The 15,922-nt window shown below is 43.5% G+C and carries 17 protein-coding genes; 9 read left to right on the top strand and 8 right to left on the bottom strand.

Features of this window, described 5'->3' with window-relative positions; translation table 11 throughout:
- Positions 1-1,024: 1,024 nt before the first annotated feature.
- The 5 genes from mvk (at position 1,025) to EKM82_RS11160 (ending at position 6,006) form a co-directional block, all read left to right on the top strand.
- Complete coding sequence (gene mvk, locus EKM82_RS00725) at positions 1,025-2,029, top strand: mevalonate kinase (RefSeq protein WP_125766418.1); 1,005 nt, start codon at positions 1,025-1,027, stop codon at positions 2,027-2,029.
- The gene (mvaD, locus tag EKM82_RS00720; protein ID WP_125766417.1) at positions 2,022-2,993 is read left to right on the top strand and encodes a diphosphomevalonate decarboxylase; all 972 of its coding nucleotides are present in this window, start codon (positions 2,022-2,024) and stop codon (positions 2,991-2,993) included. Before mvk ends, mvaD begins: the two co-directional genes overlap by 8 nt.
- A gap of 24 nt (positions 2,994-3,017) precedes the next feature.
- Positions 3,018-4,100: a phosphomevalonate kinase gene (locus EKM82_RS00715; RefSeq protein WP_125766416.1), complete on the top strand. Its 1,083-nt coding sequence runs from the start codon at positions 3,018-3,020 to the stop codon at positions 4,098-4,100.
- Positions 4,097-5,206, top strand: a complete 1,110-nt coding sequence (gene fni, locus EKM82_RS00710; protein ID WP_125766415.1) for a type 2 isopentenyl-diphosphate Delta-isomerase — start codon at positions 4,097-4,099, stop codon at positions 5,204-5,206. The genes EKM82_RS00715 and fni overlap by 4 nt, the downstream gene beginning before the upstream one ends.
- 638 nt (positions 5,207-5,844) lie before the next feature.
- Positions 5,845-6,006 carry a hypothetical protein gene (locus EKM82_RS11160; RefSeq protein WP_164508024.1) on the top strand — a complete coding sequence of 54 codons (162 nt, stop codon included), beginning with the start codon at positions 5,845-5,847 and terminating at the stop codon, positions 6,004-6,006.
- Here EKM82_RS11160 and EKM82_RS00705 read toward each other — a convergent pair.
- From EKM82_RS00705 to EKM82_RS00695, 3 genes are read right to left on the bottom strand one after another with little or no spacing between them, the layout of a single operon-like run.
- Complete coding sequence (locus EKM82_RS00705; protein WP_125766414.1) at positions 5,987-7,429, bottom strand: RsmB/NOP family class I SAM-dependent RNA methyltransferase; 1,443 nt, start codon at positions 7,427-7,429, stop codon at positions 5,987-5,989. The genes EKM82_RS11160 and EKM82_RS00705 overlap by 20 nt on opposite strands.
- Positions 7,426-8,451, bottom strand: coding sequence for a hypothetical protein (locus EKM82_RS00700; protein ID WP_125766413.1), 1,026 nt, complete (start codon positions 8,449-8,451; stop codon positions 7,426-7,428). Before EKM82_RS00700 ends, EKM82_RS00705 begins: the two co-directional genes overlap by 4 nt.
- Positions 8,448-9,242, bottom strand: a complete 795-nt coding sequence (locus EKM82_RS00695) for a hypothetical protein (protein WP_125766412.1) — start codon at positions 9,240-9,242, stop codon at positions 8,448-8,450. The genes EKM82_RS00700 and EKM82_RS00695 overlap by 4 nt, the downstream gene beginning before the upstream one ends.
- Before the next feature lie 122 nt (positions 9,243-9,364).
- Here EKM82_RS00695 and EKM82_RS00690 point away from each other — a divergent pair, with 122 nt between their 5' ends.
- Positions 9,365-10,708 carry a hypothetical protein gene (locus tag EKM82_RS00690; RefSeq protein WP_125766411.1) on the top strand — a complete coding sequence of 448 codons (1,344 nt, stop codon included), beginning with the start codon at positions 9,365-9,367 and terminating at the stop codon, positions 10,706-10,708.
- Positions 10,709-10,881: 173 nt separating this feature from the next.
- Here the strand turns inward: EKM82_RS00690 and EKM82_RS00685 are convergent, their stop codons facing one another.
- Positions 10,882-11,199 carry a bromodomain-containing protein gene (locus tag EKM82_RS00685; RefSeq protein ID WP_125766410.1) on the bottom strand — a complete coding sequence of 106 codons (318 nt, stop codon included), beginning with the start codon at positions 11,197-11,199 and terminating at the stop codon, positions 10,882-10,884.
- Positions 11,200-11,292: 93 nt separating this feature from the next.
- On the opposite strand from EKM82_RS00685, the gene EKM82_RS00680 reads away from it, so the two are divergent.
- Positions 11,293-11,478, top strand: a complete 186-nt coding sequence (locus EKM82_RS00680; RefSeq protein ID WP_225419624.1) for an LBP_cg2779 family protein — start codon at positions 11,293-11,295, stop codon at positions 11,476-11,478.
- A gap of 63 nt (positions 11,479-11,541) precedes the next feature.
- Here the strand turns inward: EKM82_RS00680 and EKM82_RS00675 are convergent, their stop codons facing one another.
- The gene (locus EKM82_RS00675) at positions 11,542-11,871 is read right to left on the bottom strand and encodes a metal-sulfur cluster assembly factor (protein WP_125766408.1); all 330 of its coding nucleotides are present in this window, start codon (positions 11,869-11,871) and stop codon (positions 11,542-11,544) included.
- Between the two features lie 128 nt (positions 11,872-11,999).
- Complete coding sequence (locus tag EKM82_RS00670; RefSeq protein WP_125766407.1) at positions 12,000-12,359, bottom strand: DUF1304 domain-containing protein; 360 nt, start codon at positions 12,357-12,359, stop codon at positions 12,000-12,002.
- 443 nt (positions 12,360-12,802) lie between these two features.
- Here EKM82_RS00670 and EKM82_RS00665 point away from each other — a divergent pair, with 443 nt between their 5' ends.
- The gene (locus tag EKM82_RS00665) at positions 12,803-13,606 is read left to right on the top strand and encodes a Cof-type HAD-IIB family hydrolase (RefSeq protein ID WP_125766406.1); all 804 of its coding nucleotides are present in this window, start codon (positions 12,803-12,805) and stop codon (positions 13,604-13,606) included.
- A gap of 63 nt (positions 13,607-13,669) precedes the next feature.
- On the opposite strand, the gene EKM82_RS00660 is transcribed toward EKM82_RS00665, so the two are convergent.
- On the bottom strand, positions 13,670-13,858 hold the full coding sequence (locus EKM82_RS00660; protein ID WP_125766405.1) for a 2-hydroxymuconate tautomerase: 189 nt from the start codon (positions 13,856-13,858) through the stop codon (positions 13,670-13,672).
- Between the two features lie 55 nt (positions 13,859-13,913).
- Between EKM82_RS00660 and EKM82_RS00655 the strand changes: the two genes are divergently transcribed.
- Entirely contained in the window at positions 13,914-15,338 is a 1,425-nt protein-coding gene (locus EKM82_RS00655; RefSeq protein WP_125766404.1) for a C69 family dipeptidase, read from the top strand.
- Positions 15,339-15,420: 82 nt separating this feature from the next.
- Here the strand turns inward: EKM82_RS00655 and EKM82_RS00650 are convergent, their stop codons facing one another.
- Positions 15,421-15,921: a shikimate kinase gene (locus tag EKM82_RS00650; protein ID WP_125766403.1), complete on the bottom strand. Its 501-nt coding sequence runs from the start codon at positions 15,919-15,921 to the stop codon at positions 15,421-15,423.
- Position 15,922 lies beyond the last annotated feature (1 nt).

Here is a 15,922-nt window from a genome sequence, read left to right as displayed (position 1 = left end):
GGACTGGCTTGCTCATCATAATTTATCACTATTTTTAAAAGGTTATCAGTACCCGTGCACGTGGGGCAATCAGCTGGTTGCTTGTCTTTTCAACACGACTCGGGCATAATTAATTTTTCATCAGCAGTTGTGGCAATTACAAATCGAGTTCCCAACCACTGAAACTTAGTGAATGTGTGAAAACAGAATTGAGTTTGACTCCATTCCGGGCTGCTTGTCGTGAAACGCGGCCGGCATTGATTTGAGCTTATTGCTTTGCAACAATCTCAAATACAAGCCTTGTTCTAAGTGGCCCAGCCACTAAGAACAATTTGGCGGCTGACGACAAGATCCCTCCATTTCGTCTGGAGTTGAGCTGGTACACTTAAATTTTGTTAATATTTCAAGGCAGTATTGTAAGATTGTGATAAGCACACGAATCATGGCACAGCCTGAAATTTAGCGGCTGATAACCACGCCCTCCATCCCGTCTGGAGTTAAAATAGCTCGCTTTGCTATTGTCGGTGGTTAAGTTAATGTCAGCAAAATATTAGCATGCAAGTTTTAATTATTATTAACGAAACGCTAGTTCTGAACGATTGACAATCTCAAGTCTAACTAATGCTACTTATCAATCGAAACCATATTGCAGTCTGCTTTTCTAAATAGTGGTGTTCAAACCTGTTAGTTTAATCCAGGCAGGGACCCGGCGATTGGCGTCAGTGGTGAAATTATTCTTGCCGCTTTAGCGGTTAGAATAAGGCTCGGATTTGAGATTGTTGCGCAGCAATAAGCTTAAATCGACGCCCACCACGTTCCACGCCCGCTAAATCGCTGGGGCCCTACCGTCATCAACTAAGGAGCGCTAGTGCTATTCTTTCAGCTAATTGCCAACGAATTGTGGCAATTATTAATCAATAACCACAAAATATTTTTAAGACAGATTTCACAATTTAAGGTAGAATAAAAAGTAAGTGACTTTGACCCTGCTACCACAGCCAAGTCAAGTTCCCAATCAGTTAATAAAGAGACGTGATTTTAAAATATGAAACAACTAACGACCACTGGTACAAGCCATGCAAAATTAATTCTTGTTGGCGAACACGCCGTTGTTTATGGTACGCCAGCAATTGCAATCCCCTTACCAGAAATTGCCGTTCAAGTCACCGCCACTGCTACCGGCAGCTTAACAACTGGCGAAACGCAAGTAATGATCCAGTCAATTCTTTACCAAGGTAATTTAGCCGCTGCCCCCACTGAGCTAGCAAATCTTCAAGTCTTGTTGGCGACATTCTTACAACATTGGCCTCAGCAAACACAGCGACCACAAGTCATTGAGTTAGCCATTCAAAGCAACATTCCTTTTGAGCGAGGCATGGGGTCTTCGGCGGCTATTGCCACGGCGATTGTGCGAGCACTTCAGCAATTATTACCGCAACCATATGCACCTACGTTGGTTAAGGAAATTATTGCCGCCGAAGAAAAAGCTCAGCATGGTAATCCCAGCGGCTTAGATGCTTTAGTTGTCGGCGCTGATCAAGGCTATTATTTTCTAAGAGAACAAGTACCGCAGCCTTTAACGCTAACATTACCAGGTTATTTGTTGATCATTGACAGTGGCGTAACTGGTCGCACCGGTGTGGCAATTGCCCAAGTGGCCAGCTTGCGTCAACAACGACCCAAATTTTGGCAGCAGCAAATTAACGGGATTCAAGAATTGGTCCCCCAAGTTCGGCAACTACTCACCACAACGGCGACTGGCACTGAATTACATCAGCAACAACAAACATTTGGAGCCTTACTTGATCAAAATCAAACTGCTTTGCAACAACTTGGCGTTAGTACCCCTCAATTAGGTCAACTTATTCGGCAACTTAAAGCGGCTGGTGCCTTAGGGGCGAAGTTAACTGGTGGCGGCTTAGGTGGTTGCGTATTTGGTTACTTCGATCATCAAACCAGTGCTCAAGCGGCTCAGCAACAATGCCAACAAGCTGGTTTAACCACTTGGTTGACAACCCTTAATTCAGTGAAGGAGGCTGGTCATGACTAAAGCGCGCGCCTATACCAATATTGCCTTAATTAAATATTGGGGCAAACGATCAATCACGGAAATGATTCCTTACAACAATTCAATTTCCTTAACCCTTGATCAATTTTATACGGAAACTAGTGTGACCTTCACCGAGGCCACCACTCAGCAAAAGCCAGATCAGTTTTACTTTCAAGGTCAATGGCAAGCTCCGACTAATAAAATGACTCGCGTTTTGACGCGTATTCGCCAAATGGCTGGCTTAAATCGGCAAGCAATCATCAAAAGTGAAAATTTTGTGCCCACTTCTGCAGGCTTGGCTTCCTCTGCCTCTGCGTTTGCTGCTTTGGCAACAGCTGGCAGTCGCGCGGCCGGTCTTAATTTATCAAGCCGCGAATTATCCATTTTGGCACGGCATGGTTCCGGTTCTGCTAGTCGCTCCGTTTTAGGCGGCTTCGTGGAGTGGCAAGCCGGCACTGATGATCAAAGTTCCTACGCCCAAAGCTTGCTTGATCCCGTTCCTTTTCCAATCGTGGTGATTGCCTTGGTTGTCAACACAGCACCCAAGAAAATCCTCTCCACTGCTGGGATGCAACACTCGGTTGAACATTCGCCCTTTTATCCAGCTTGGGTAAAAACTGCCACGGCGGCCTTAGCACCAATGCGAGCGGCGATTGCTCAAGGTGATATTGAACAAATTGGCAAGCTGGGCGAAACCAACGCCATGCAAATGCATGCCACCACTTTAAGTGCTAATCCCCCATTCACCTACTTTGCCCCTGAAACTTTGCAAATCTGGCAACTGGTCCAAGAAATTCGTACGAAAGGGTTAAGTTGTTACTTAACCCTTGACGCCGGACCTAACCCTAAACTAATATGTGCTAAGCAAGATGTTGCTTCGATCACGACACAACTTCATCAGGCATTACCCAAATTGGCTTGGACTGTCTGCCAGCCCGGCCCTGCAGTGCAAATAATTGATTAATTCTGGAAAGGTCGAATTTATTAAATGATTACCGTCAAGGCGCCAGGAAAACTTTATATTGCTGGCGAATATGCTGTTTTGGAACCAGGACATCCAGCAATTATTGTTGCTTTGGATCGCTTTATTACCGTTTCCGTTTCTGAAGCGGTTTTGCAAGGGACTATTAATTCCCGTCAATATGCTGAAACTGATTTTCACTGGCGGCGCAGTGGCGACCAAATGATTTTTGATAATCGTGATAATCCTTATCATTACATTCTTGAAGCCATTCGTGTTGTTGAAACCTTGGCCTTAGAAATGGGTCGACCACTAAAAATTTATGATCTCGATATTAACAGCCAGTTGGAAGATCAAGGCGGTCGCAAATATGGCCTCGGTAGTTCCGCAGCAGTAACTGTCGCCACAGTTAAGGCGCTGTGCCAATTTTATGAGCTACCATTAAGTCGAATGGATTTCTTCAAGTTGGCGGCAATTGCGCACTTTAATGTGCAAGGCAATGGTTCACTTGGCGATATTGCTGCCAGTGTCTTTGGTGGTTGGATTGCTTACAGTACCTTCGACAAGGATTGGTTACGCACGGTGCTGCAGAATAATACTTTTGGTGAAATTCTTGCCAGCGAATGGCCGGGCCTAAAAATTGAACTTTTACATGTGCCAAATGAATTAGAATTATTAATTGGTTGGACTGGCTCACCCGCTTCAACTAGTCGCCTAGTTGACAAAATCACCATTGCTAAATTTGCTGAGCACGAACAATACCAGCATTTCTTGGCCGAAAGTCAAAAATGCGTCCAACAAATGATCAACGGCATTCGCAATCAGCAATTGCCGATTGTTAAAGCAGAAATTCGCCACAATCGGCAACTCATTAAAGACTTAGGCTTCTTCTCAGGTGTAACCATTGAAACCCCTGCCTTAGAGGAACTTTGCCGAATTGCCGAGGATTGTGGTGGCGCGGCCAAGTCTTCAGGTGCTGGCGGTGGAGACTGTGGTATTGTCTTGACCGATCACACAGTTGACCAAGCCCGCTTAATTTCAGCTTGGAATCAGCAGCAAATCACGACTTTACCCCTATCTGTCTTCCAATTAACTGAGGCCAGCGTATGAAGCTAACACCAGCTGAACAACAAGCGCAGCGCAAACGTGCTCATTTAGCCATTGCTGAGAAACTTTATCGCGAACATCCACAAGGCAATGCCGATTTTCAACAGGTCCGCTTACTCCATCCAGAATTTCCAGAATTAAGTCAAACTGAAATCAATTTAAAGTCGACGCTATTTGGTAAGCCAGTTAGCTCGCCTTTTTATATTAACGCGATGACTGGTGGGACCACTGCTGCTCAAAAAATCAACCAGAAATTGGCTCAGTTAGCTCAACATTTTCAAATGCCGATGGCTGTTGGCTCAATGAGCATTTTAAAAAGTACCCCGCAAGCCGCCGCAAGTTTTCAAGTTGTTCGTCAAGAAAATCCAGATGGCTTGATTTTTGCTAATTTAGGTGCCAATCACCCAGTTGATTTTGCGCAGGAAATGATCCAATTACTTCAGGCCGATGCCCTACAGATTCACCTAAATGCACCACAAGAATTTGCCATGGCCGAAGGTGACCAGGATTTCCACTGGTTCAATAATTTTCAAGAATTACAAAAACAAATTGGTCCAGTCACACCATTGATTGCTAAGGAAGTTGGCTTCGGCATGAGCAGTCAAAGTATCAAACAACTGCTAAGTCTTGATATTGCTGGAATTGATTTATCTGGTGCAAGCAGCACTGATTTCATTGCAATAGAAAATGAACGCCGTTCGCAACGCCTATCATCTGATTATAGTGATTTTGGTCTATCTATTGTTGAAAGCTTATTAAATTATTTAAGTACTCAACAAACCGCAGTGCAAGCTGATCAGCCGACTATTTTTGCCAGTGGCGGTATCCGAACACCTTGGGAAGCTGCCAAAGCCTTTAGCTTAGGTGCTAACTATGTGGGTATGTCAGCCTACTTCTTGCATTTAGCTTTGCATCATGACCTGCCAGAAATGATTGCAATCTTCGATCAATGGTTAGCAGAATTCAAGGGCATCTTACTGATGTTTGGTTGTCCAACACCGGCAGTGCTAGCACAGACGCCATTAATTCTTGGTGCTGATTTAATGAATTATGTCCAGCAGCTTGATCTCGATTGGTCACAGTATTCGACTAATCGGCAACATCATTAAACTTAATTAATGAAAATAAAAGTGTCGTTAGATTGAACAAATCAGTGTTGATTTGCCAAACCTAACGGCACTTTTAATGACAATATTTATTATGTTATCGTGTTTTCTTTTAGTTGAAGGTCTTTCCCTAGTTGATAACGGCAGGGGCCCAGCGATTTTATGGGCGTGGAACATGGTGGACATCGATCTGAGCTTATTGCTGACGCAACAATCTCAGATACGAGTCTTATTCTAACCGCTGAAGCGGCAAGAATAATTTCACCATTGACGCCAATCGCTGGGCCCCTGCCTAGATTAAACTAACAGAACTGAGCGCCACTATTTAGCCGAACCAGATTGTGGTGTTACAAAAGTAGTGTGACAATCGCTACTGAGAATAGAGTTGTCACACTGCTTCTTTGTGCCGTTTCACTATTACTACTGATTGAATTGAGTTTCTGAATTCCGCTAGCCTTGCCTTAATCATTAACAATTGTGAAGTGAACCACCTCAACTCCCGACGGAATGGAGGGATCTTGGCGTCAGCCGCCAAATTATCGTTGGTGCTTTAGCACTTACGATAAGGCTTGTATTTGAGATTGTTGCGCAGCAATAAGCTCAAATCAATGCCGGCCGCGTTCCACGCCAAGCAGCCCGTAATGGAGTCAGACGCTATTCTGTTTCTACCAACCTCATCTGGTTTTAATGATTTTGAACTTTGGCCTGTAATTAGCATCAATCAATCCTCGCAGCGTTCCACAACCAGCAAGCCCGGAATGGCGTCAAAACGGGTTCTGTTGCCTAGCGTCGAAAATTCTTAGGATAGAAATTCTTTAAGGTTTGATTGGTGAGATAACCCCAACTGAAAGGTTGTTGCTGATAACAAACAGCATACCAACCCTTAGCCAGTGGTTCAGAAAATGTCAATGTTTCTCCGTGACGGTAGTGCTGGTATTGCTCCTCAGTCAGATCAAGGACATTCTTAAAGGCCGAACGTGGCAGACTCATTAATAAAGCGTGATTAGGAACAAAGCGGTTTTTGCGGCCCTCCCCTAACCATAAACCGCGGCGAACAAAGCGCAGTTTATCCTGAGCTAATAAGGGAGTTGGCACTGCGAAAAGCTGCTCTTTTTGATTGACGATTGTCACTGCAGTGGTATCAGTTGGTAATTCAGTTAGCGTGTTCTGAACAAAGTCCTGCCATTGCTTAAGTTGAGCCGGATCGGCTGCCACTTGCTGGGCTGTCTTATGCTGATTTCGCTGATGACCACGCTGATGTTTAACTTTGGCCTGACTGATTGGCTGATTCATTGTTGGTGTTGCCGCATCAGTCTCAGCGGCACCTGAAACTAACTTCGCCATAAAGTGGCCTTCACCACGAACGGTTTGTGGCCAGAAGCGGACTGTTTTAGTTAATTGCTGATTTTGATGGCCCCACTCTGGACGACCGTGGGCAGCTAAGTCCCAGCCAGCACCAGTTGGCGCAACCACTTCAAACTTTGGTGCTTGCTGCAATAACCAATCAATATTTTCTTCGTCTTCTTCAGGAGCGAAGGTACAGGTTGAATAAACCAAAGTGCCATTAGGCGCCAATAAATCTAAGGCACTTAAGAGAATTTGACGTTGGCGCTGCTGACACTGGCGCGGATAATCTAAGGACCAGTAATCAATTGCTTGAGGATCTTTGCGGAACATTCCCTCACCAGAACAAGGTGCATCCACAACAATCACATCGAAAAAGTGTGGTAATAATTTGGCCAGTTGATCTGGCGAATAATTTGTCACCACCGTATTACTATAGCCAAATCGCTCCACATTCTCTGACAAAACTTTGGCTCGCTGACGATCGATCTCATTGGCGACTAACAGCCCGGTTTCATGTAGAATGCTGGCCAGTTGCGTCGTTTTACCACCAGGAGCCGCACATAAATCTAAAACGCGACTATTTGGTGCTGGGTCGGCTAAAGCAGCGACAGCTTGAGCACTAGGCTCTTGACTATATAAATCACCAGCCAATTGCGTAATTTCGTCACCGGCAACTTGACCATAAAAACCCCAAGGGCTCCACGGGATCGGCGTGTATTTTTGTTGGAATTCGTGTTGTAACTCAGGCTGAGCGGCCAGCTTTTTAGGATTAAGTCGAAAACCTTTCACAGCAGGTTCCTGCAAGCAGGCAAAGAAATCGGCGCTTTCCGGACCTAATAATTGTTGATATTTACTTTTAAAATCTTTAGGTAAGTTCATTCTTTTTTCTGCTCCTGATAAAGAATTTGAGCGGCAGTTTTTAATTTTGCATAATGGCGAGAATTATTCATGTACAAGTAACTAATGATCAGACTTAAAGCATCAAAAATTCCGATCAGACCAGCAACAACTGGTAACTGGCTGACTCGGAAAATCTGCCAACCGACCAAGAGACCAATCACCGTACTTAACAATAAATGCAAGGCAATTTCGCCAAGTAGCTTTAAGGTTAATTGATCCCGGAGGAAACCGCCCAGATTGAAGCGTCGGCCTGAGACAAGAATCAAATAAACCAAGGCCCAAGTTAAAATAACCATAAAAGTAAAAATCAAAATCACTTGGGTCAGCAGAATACCAGAACGTTCGAACCAGCCTTGACGCTCACGCTTAACCGTTGAGTTATCAATTAATCTCGTCGCTTTGCTGGCTTGGAATAATTTCAGCACTTGTTTGGTCTGGCTATTGTTTATCGTAACCGGATCATAAACAATTCGGAAAGAGCTGGTCAATAAGTTTTGATCGGGCTGTTCTGGTGATAAGGAAATAAAAACATGGTCGTTAATTGCTGAGGTGCGCGAGGTGCCAACTGTGCCAATGACCGCCAAATAATTTTGTTGATACTGGTAATACATTTGCGATTGCGGTTTGTAAGTATTCGTGGCCTGATTCTTGCCCAACACCACAAAGGGTACTTCTGACTGATAATCATTGCTATTAAACGTGCGTCCACTTAAAACCGGCAAATTCTCATTGGTTTTACCCTTCGCATAAACATATGAGAAGTTAGGATTGTTTTTCGCAATAAATTGAATTTGAAAGTCAGTTAATTTACTGGCGGCTAAACTTTTGATCAACGGGGTGACGGCCATTTTTTTACTGTGGTTGATCAGCAAACTGTTTTCCGATAATCCGTTACGATTTAGCTGACTGGTATTGTTTCGTTGCTCGTCTTGTTGGAAGCAGAGCACTAACAAACCAGTTAAAACGGCTAACAAGATGTCTAAAAAGATTTTTCGTTTCATTTATTCCAACCGCCCTTCGCTGTGCTTCGATAAAGATATACGGATTCCTGGACACCGTCGATCGTTGCTGGTAGAAAACGTCGTAATTTAACTAGTGGCGCGGCAAATTGCGCTGGCACCGTGCGCCAAAACAACTCACTATTGGTGACGCCAAATTTCTCGCCAATGACGATTAAATCCGGATGATTAGGCAGTTGCGCAATTTGCTGCCACAAAAACCAATCAAGCGGATCATTATTAGGACTCCACGCCAGAATAATCGCATCAACTTGGGGGCCAATTTTCTGGACTGCTTCACGAGCACCTAATTGACGCACCGGGAAAAATTGTTGCCGACCAGTTTCGTTCTCCGATTGCCAAGCCAAACTATCAGTGGCAATCACTGCTTGTCCCCGCGCTGCTAAGCCACGAGCCAAACGACCATCACCGGCCATGAGTTCCAAATAACGGCGAAAGGGCCAATATTTGGTCCAGACACGCAGCGCCTGTTGTGAAATCAACGTCCACTGACCATCATGATATTGCAAATATTTGCGGAAATTTCGTAATAAATGCTGGAGTTGGCGATAATCTCGCTGTGCTTGGGCTGGTGCGATGCCCTGTCGATCAGCAATCGTAAGAAATGCCCACCAATCATCTTCCGTCAACTGCAATAATGGTAGCGGCCGCGATAATAATTGCCCCGCCGCTAATTCTTGACAACAGCGCTGAATCTCAGCTAATTGAATTTGTAAATTAATAATTTCTTGATACGGTTGACTCACTTGCTGTAATTGTTTCAGATAATCCATATTTTTTCCTTAATGATGATTAACAGCTTTTAAAAACTAGGCTGTTCATTTGACTTGATTAAAGTTAGAATGGAAATGAGCGTTAAATAAAACGGATACAAAATGATAAGGATGCGAAATAAATGACGATTTCATATCTAACTTGTAAAGAATTAACTTCTGTAACACCGGCTGCTGCTTGGGCAACAACCGCTAATTCACCAGCCGTCGTCGCCACTAATTTAACCCCATTAGCCGCGGAAATTCTTCATGGCAACGATCGTGATTTACTCAGTGCTGTGCTCACTACTTTTCAACCCGATTTAACCGTTGAACAAGCCCAAGAAATTGCCGCTGCTAGCTTAGAGCAGGTTTTCAGTGCTAAGGCGCAAATTACCGTAGCTGAGACCAATTCAGCTTTAAAAATCGCCGAATTATATCATCAGCCCACAATGACTGATCGTGATTTAGCTGCCAGTCTTTATCTTAACCTATTTGCTTGGCAACAACGGGAAAATAATGATCAAACTGAACCAGTTTTTCTGGCCAGCGATCCAACCCTACTGATTAGTTTAGCGCATTTCTTGCCGGGAAAGGCCCGCTTGATTGGCTTCTTTGCCCCTGAACAAATTCAAGGCTTCCAGCGGCAACAATTGGCGGCAGCTTTGGATAAGCCGCAAGTGAAGCTTTACCAATTAGAGGCACCCATTACGGCCAAGGCCTTAGAAATGACGGTCAATAAGCAGCACTTCCAAGAATTGGCTGCTGCTAATCAAGAACAATTAATTGTCTTGGACAATTGCCAATTTAGTTTGCTGTTAGGTCAAATTTTCAGTCTAATGAAAGTTAGCTTAGCCGCTGAAGGCACAACCGCAATTGCCACCTCAACTTATGATTTCAGCAATGTGTTGGCGGCTTATTATGCCCAACAATTAGGGGCGCCAATCAGTAGCGTTACCGTCGCGCTCAAACAAATGACGCCACTGGCCCGTTTTTTTGAAAATGGTGAACCAGCATTAACTTCCGTTGCGGCAGTTAACTTGCAACGCTTGGTGGTTGCCTTAACTGAAAAAGCGAGCACTGAATTAAACGCCGCTGAAATTGCCAGCCAACTGGCCAGCTTTTTAACGGTTAAAGTCGTTGACGCAGAAGCAGCCTTGCCAGAAATTCGCCGGGCGCAATCGCAACAACAAATTACCGTTGGCCCTGACGCTGCCTTGGCTTTGGCCGCAATTGCCGAAAATGAACCAGAATCATTGGTTTTGGCCGCTGTCGATCCTTATTTGACACCAGATGTTGTTTTAGCAGGGATTACCAATCATCCCACTGACAAACGAGACTTTGACGCTGCCCAGATTTTACGGCAAGTGATTGCTGCGCCGATGCCAAGAATGATCACCCACTTAAAGAGCCAAGAAATTCAAGAATTCCCTGTTTTCTCACATGCCCAAATTGCTGATGAATTAGCAGCTTGGCTAGACCAATAACAACTCAGCTGATTAATTGCTGATAATTTAAAATCCGGACAATTCGAATAGGAATTGCCCGGATTTTAGCATTAAGCAGACCTAAGTTATTCTTGACATCAGCAAATTGACTAAAAATTATCTAGTCGCAACCATTGTTTGGCGTGGTGCTACACGTTACTGTCTTTAATGAACTAGAAGATTCCGGCACCATCACTATCAGTAATTGGATCGTTGAAATTACGCCGGTAATAATCAATGTCCATTACCTTGTACTTGTTGTTAACAAAGCGAGCAATGATTGTATTGAAATCAACTGGTGACCAACCTTCGCCACCAAGAACGACTAATTTATTATTAATGATGTCAGCTTTTTTACCGAAATCAGCACCGAAAAACTTTTTGATCATCTCAGGTGTTGTCTTTGCGGTATAAGGTAAGAAATGCGCCATTTTAGTTGTCGAGAAGGCGGCAAACTCATCGGCAGGGAAACCATTTAAATTTGTTGTCAAAATAATCACCTACATTTTTATTTTCTATCTTTTCGTGATAATGTTAAAATTAAGTTGCGTCGAGTTGCTGACGATATTTAAGGAGGTATTATGATGGCATTATCAACGGTCGGACAAGAATTAATCAATTTCCAAAAGCAAAAGGAGTTAACTGATACTCAAATTGCTTTTGAAAGTCACTTCAGTGTTGAAAAGATTCATCAAATCAAAGCTGGCGAAGCTGTACCTACTGATGAAGAAGCACAACGTTTAAGTGCTTACTTCGCTAGTAAAAAGTAGCTATCACCATCATCGATATTAAATCAGGTTGCGCTGGGCGCGGCCTTTTTTAATGTCGAAAAATTAACCGATCCCCAATGAAATCCGCGCATAACGACTCATTAATTCTGGCGTCCACTGTGGATACCAAACCAAGTCGATTTCCACGTCTTTCACTTCGGGAATCTGCATCACAGCCTGATTAATCTGATCAGATAAATAATCGGTCAAAGGACAGCCCATGGTGGTTAAGGTCATTTTAATCGTACAAAGGCCATCCTCGTCAAGTTCGACTTCATAAATTAAGCCTAAATTAACAATATCGATGCCCAATTCAGGATCAATAACTGCCTCTAATGCAGTTAAAATTTTATCTTTCATTTCATCTGCGTTCACGCGATCAACTCCTCGCATTAATTATACTGATAAGAAGAAAAAAGCGCAATGAACGAATAAAGTGATACTTCAAGCAGTTTAACCATGGCTGTGTAAAAACTGAAGTTGTTAAAACTGAACTGGTTTTGACTGCATTACGTGCTGCTTTAGAAGAACGAGCTGATCAGTGCTAGAATTGCTAAACCACCTTGCGTGAACAGGATTTTACGGTCACTCGTCAAACTACCATAAGCGGCAACCAAAATAATATAAATTAAAATTCCGCGCGTTAATTCCAGACTGGCGGTGGCGAAAAATAGGCTGTAAATTAGGCCAACTGCCAATAAACCGTTATAGACACCTTGATTTTTAAACAAGGTCTGAACCTCAGTTCGTTTCAAAACTGCCTGGCTCATTTTAAAGACTTGACCAGTCCGAATTGATGTGGGCGCAAACGTTTCTAAATAAAGAATGTAGAAAAACTCCAGCGCAACTAATGAACCTAAAACTTTTGTTAAAATTGACATGAATAAAATCCCCTCTCAACTAGACCAGTTACCATTGCTCATCATACCCACCTGATTCGATTCTGTAAATCAAAGGCTATCATAACTGAAAATAAATCTAATTTTTCAGCAGCTATGTCAGCAAGTACCAGCATCAAACCAATTTTTTAAAACTTCATGAAATACGACCGACGCCCTGCTTGACAGTGATCAATAAGCTGGTTAAATATTCAAAGCCTCGTCAAAATATCGCCAAAATCTTGATTCTGGTTGCTTGGTATTCAGAATAAAGTGCTTTATTATACAGTAATTGTTTGCTAAAATAGATAAAGTACTTTCCAAAGGTTAGTGCAACTCAACAATTAAAAATATGTCGTTTAACAGTTGCAGTTTTCCAATTAGCGGAAACGGCAACGATTTTTTTAATTAACAGCTTTCAATCAATTAAAGAAAAGGAACTTAGCATGACTCAAAAATTAATTGCCCTCGATCTTGACGGGACAACTTTGAACAATCAATCTAAAATTACCCCGAAGACAGTTGACGTACTGCAACGGGCTGCCAAGGCCGGAAATATGGTGGCTATTGCTACTGGCCGGCCGAATCGCATTAGCGAGAATTATTACTTTCAATTGGGCCTTAACACGCCCATGGTTAACTTTAATGGTGGTTTGATCCACATCCCGAACCATACGTGGGCTGGTGAGAAAAGCTCAACTATTCCGCGCGATTTGGTTTTCGATGTGTTAAAACTCAAACAGGATTTACCAATTCGGATGGTCGCCGCTGAAGGTAAAAACTTCCTGTATGCTGACCAAATTGCTGATTTAGATATTGGCTTCTTCCCTAACAGTTTGACGAAAGACCAAATTCTTAATCAGCAATCCCTGAAAACTGACCCGACTTCTTTAACAATTTTTGTCGATAATCAAGATCAAGATTACATCAAGCAGGAATTATTGAAGAAATACCCTAACATTGAATTGAACAGTTGGGGTGGCGAAGTTAACGCGTTAGAAGTCGTTCACCAAGGTATCAATAAATATACGGGCGTGGAATATTTGGCCGATTATTTTAAGATTCCCAGCAAGGACATTATTGCTTTTGGCGATGAAGTCAATGATCTGGAAATGTTAACTCATGTTGGTTGGGGCGTGGCGATGGCCAACGCCGTTGATAAAGTTAAGGCGGTCGCTAATGATGTCACGACCCTACCGAACTCGCAAGATGGCTTAGCCGACTATTTGGAAAAATACCTGGCTGTTTAATGAATTCCTAATCAGCCATTAAAAAAGCGTTTGGGCATTTGTCCAAACGCTTTTCCGCATCATTTATTTTTCGTCACTACGGAGTACGCCACCGTCAGCATAACGGTTAGGCTGCATCTCATTTAAGACAATATGAATATGTTCAGCTGGTGCGCCAGTATTCTTGGCCACAGCAGTTGTCACATCTTTCACTAATTGACGTAATTGATCGTCACTCCGCCCAGCGATTAAATCAATATGAACTAAAGGCATTATTTTATCCCCTTTCTATAACTGATGTCTTAATCATGAACAAGGAGCGCTAAAAATGCAACCTAAAATTTCAAGAAGTTCGTGTACCTCAATTCTCGTGGGCCGTTTAGCAACCAATGACGGCTCAGTTTTAATTGGTCGTAATGAAGACAGCCAAACTGCTTGGCCCAAACATTTACAATTTAATCCTCGGCAGCAACAAACCGACCAAGTTTTTCATTCTAAGGCAAATAAGTTCGCGCTACCACTGCCTAATTTGAGTTATCAATACTCAGCAATGCCTGAATGGACTGATCGATACGGTGTTTTCGCTGAAGGTGGGATCAATGAATACCATGTGGCCATGAGCGCCACTGAAAGTGCTTATGGTAATGAGCGAGCGTTGGCTAATGATCCCTTTGAACAGACTAGTGGCTTGTTGGAAGAAGCAATGATTACCATTGTCCTCCCCTACGTCAAAACGGCTCGTGAAGGCGTTCAACGCTTAGGACGAATCATCGACGAACACGGCAGTGCTGAAGCCAACGGTATTTTATTTGCTGACCAAACTGAAGCTTGGTACTTTGAAGTCGCGACGGGTCATCAATGGGTGGCACAACGGATTCCTGATGATGCTTATGCTGTTGTCGCCAACCAAATCTCAATTGAAGTCATTGATTTTGCTGATCCTGATAATTTCATTACTTCACCAAAATTGGCCAACTTCGTCAAGGAACATCATTTGTGGCCAGCCGACCAGCCCTTTAACTTCCGGCGGATTTTCGGAACCAATAATGATTCTGACCTGGTTTACAATACGCCCCGGGTTTGGAGCGGCCAGCGTTTATTGACGCCTTCCCTGGTTCAAGAGCCACAAAGTTATGAACTACCATTTATTCAACGAGCGGATTATCCAATTACTGTGGCTGCGACTCAACGAGTTTTAAGTGACCATTTTAACGGGACCCCTTACGATTTAATGGGTGCCACGCCGGTGACGAAACGTTTCCGCCCAATTAGTGTGGCGACGACTCAAGAATCCCATGTACTGCAATTACGGCCGAATGTAGCTGCCGATTTAGTTGGGGTGCATTGGTTGGCGATGGGTGTCAGCGCGCAAAGTGTTTATGTGCCCTTCTACAGTCAAGGCCACAGCATTCCGTTAATGTATCAACGGGGCAAAGCTGATTACAGCCCTAGTTCCGCCTATTGGGTTTTCAAGCATGCCGGTGTTTTAGTTGACCGCGATCATTTCCGCTTCGCCCGCGACCTCAGCCAAACTCAAGATCAAGTCACAACGGAATTGTGGCAACAACTCGCCAAAAACGACCGCGCTTATTCAGAATTAAGCAGTCATGACGAACAACAAATTCTCCTCGATCAGCATAATGCCCAAGTGGCCAAAATTGCGCTAAATGGTTACCAAGCCCTGATCAGTCGGCTGATCACCAAGCAAACACAAAATTCACCACTAAACTTCAAAGTTGATCCTAACCTATAAAAATAAACGTCCAACCAATTCGTGTTAAGCGGATTGGTTGGACGTTTATTTTTATGAAGTCAGAGCTCATTCTTAAATCAAATTATTTAAAATAGCGGTGATAAATTTCACCGGCTAAATCATGAGGTGTTTGCTGCGCAACCTCGATCACATCAGTGGCAACCGCCTGATACCAAGCTTGGCGCCGCTCAAATCTTTGCGCCAAACCCGCTTGTTGTAACTGCTGCACCAATGGCCGACCTTGATCATGCTGAATTCGTTGCCAACAAGTTGCAAAATCACTTTTCAACCATAGCACCGGTGCTTGTTGCTGCAGAAATTCGCGACTAGCTGCAGCTTCAACCATACCGCCACCTAATGCTAATATTTGTGGCTGCTGTTGCATGGCTGCTTGGCAGGCTTGCAATTCACGTTGACGAAAACCAGCTTCACCATATTGGTGGAATAATTCGGCGACCGTGGCCTGTTCGCGCTGACACAGAAATTGATCATTATCTAATTGCGTTAATTGATATTCTTGAGCTAAAACTTGAGCGGTGGTGGTTTTACCTACGCCCATAAAGCCCATTAAAATAACTGTCATG

The sequence above is a fragment of the Lapidilactobacillus wuchangensis genome (genome assembly GCF_003946645.1).
Classification (GTDB): Bacteria; Bacillota; Bacilli; order Lactobacillales; family Lactobacillaceae; genus Lapidilactobacillus; species Lapidilactobacillus wuchangensis.
The sequence above is the reverse complement of the archived record's forward strand: the minus strand, read 5'-3'. Positions and strand labels throughout refer to the sequence as shown.